Annotated in this window: 3 protein-coding genes; all 3 read left to right on the forward strand. The window is 47.5% G+C overall.

Annotation, left to right across the window (positions count from 1 at the left end; translation table 11 throughout):
* The first annotated feature begins 137 nt into the window (after positions 1 to 137).
* Positions 138 to 596: a universal stress protein gene (locus B3W37_RS14160; RefSeq protein WP_483176180.1), complete on the forward strand. Its 459-nt coding sequence runs from the start codon at positions 138 to 140 to the stop codon at positions 594 to 596.
* Between the two features lie 75 nt (positions 597 to 671).
* Positions 672 to 1109, forward strand: coding sequence for a universal stress protein (locus B3W37_RS14165; protein WP_483170054.1), 438 nt, complete (start codon positions 672 to 674; stop codon positions 1107 to 1109).
* 201 nt (positions 1110 to 1310) lie between these two features.
* Entirely contained in the window at positions 1311 to 1832 is a 522-nt protein-coding gene (locus B3W37_RS14170) for a toxin-antitoxin system YwqK family antitoxin (protein ID WP_483170055.1), read from the forward strand.
* The last annotated feature ends 52 nt before the right edge of the window (positions 1833 to 1884 follow it).

The raw sequence follows: 1884 nt of genomic DNA on the forward strand, positions 1-1884 counted from the left end.
GACAAGTTTCTTCAACCCTTCTCCCGTGTTTATAGTTTATACTATGATAAATACAGTGGTCAATTATTTTCAGAATATTCGAACTTTAGTGATTGTTTTCTTTTTCTTATTTATTGTTATTGCGAGGAGGCCTGACCATGTTTAAAAAGATTTTGGTGCCCGTCGATGGTTCTGATTTTGCCGATCTCGCTGCGCAGCGGGCTGTATTCATGGCAGTCAAACATGGGGGTAGGATTACTTTATTACACATCATCAACACCGCGCAAAATAATCGGGGCGGTTACCTCAGACCTGCTTCGAAGAATAATCCCACCCCTGAACGCGAGCAGGAGGGCCTGGCTCTACTGTCTGAAGTGAAGTCCAATCTGGAAGCTATTCAGGCCGCGGATCAGAGTGAAAAAGTCTGTATAGAAACCGAGTTGGCCTGGGGCAATCCAGCCGATGTCATAGTGGAAAAGGCCCAAAAGGGCGGATTTAATCTGATAGTTATGGGCAGCCGGGGGCTGGGCGCCATCAGCGGTCTCTTATTGGGAAGCGTGAGCGACCGGGTCGCCAAACTGGCGCCGTGTCCGGTCTTGATCGTGCGCGGCGATTGATATACGACTGTCGTTAACTCGCGCCTGATCGAAAAGAATATTGGAATAGCAAACTAGCATTGGAGGGGCAAGATCATGTTTAAAAAAATCCTGGTGCCCGTAGATGGATCTAAACATTCAATTATGGCTGCGGTGAGAGCGGTAGACATCGCCGAAAAATACCATGGCTCCGTTACTCTCCTGCATGTGATAAACATAAGTCAGTTGACCGGACTTGGTTCCATGCAGGATCCTCCCCTGATAAGCGAAGCTATTGTGAACAATCTCAAAGAAGCGGGGCAAACCATCATCGATGATACTGTTAAGCAACTGCCGCCAAGCAAAGTGGAGATCAACACCACAACCGTATGGGGGACTCCCGAAAGAATTATCATTAATGAAATCACGGCCAGGGGTTATGACCTGGTGGTAATGGGAAGCAGGGGGTTAGGTACTTTCAGCGGCCTGCTTCTGGGCAGTGTCAGTGACCGAGTATTGCGCCAGGCCTCCTGTCCAGTTTTGATTGTAAAATAAGTATTGTCTCATTTTTGTATCAATAGTTGCATATTTTCGAAAATTGATAGTTTATGTCTATTATACGGCAGTTCATGCCTGGACAACGGCAGTTCGTGCTTATCGGTTGAATTCATTCCGGATATCATGCTACCCTTTTGTTAACATATTCACGAATTTGATGTGGTCCGTTTCTACAGGACCAAACAGGGAGGAATCGCTTTGTTTGCCGCTAATCCCTCGTTTAATGACCAGCAGGTCGAAATGGTGGTTTACTACAAGGACAGGATCAAAAAAACCAAACACCGGGATAATGGCCCGGCGGTTACGGTCTATAAGATGGATGGTACTCCTTTGGCCGAACACTGGTATGTCAATGACCAGCTTCACCGCCAGGATGGTCCGGCTTCCATTCTCTATTTTCGCGATCAGAATGCTGTCATGCAGGAAGAATGGTATTATAATGGCCGTCTGCACCGCATCGGGGCGCCTGCTGTAACCATCTATGATTCCGACGGTTCGATATTATGTCAGCAGTGGTATCAAGCAGGCAGACTGCACCGGGAGGAAGGACCGGCCTGGATAGAAAACCAGCCTGAGCAAAACTGTTATAAAGAAATGTGGTACTTACAGGGTAAACTTCACCGGGAAAACGCCCCGGCGGTCATAGTGACCGTCGACGGGCAGACTGTGAACCGCAGTTACTATCTCGACGGGGTGCAAAAAATGACATCTAATCTGTAGTCCTCCTCATATCTTTCTGGGAAAGGCGGCCATGAGCCGCCTTTATTTTTTT

The sequence above is a fragment of the Syntrophomonas sp. UBA5494 genome (genome assembly GCF_002426325.1).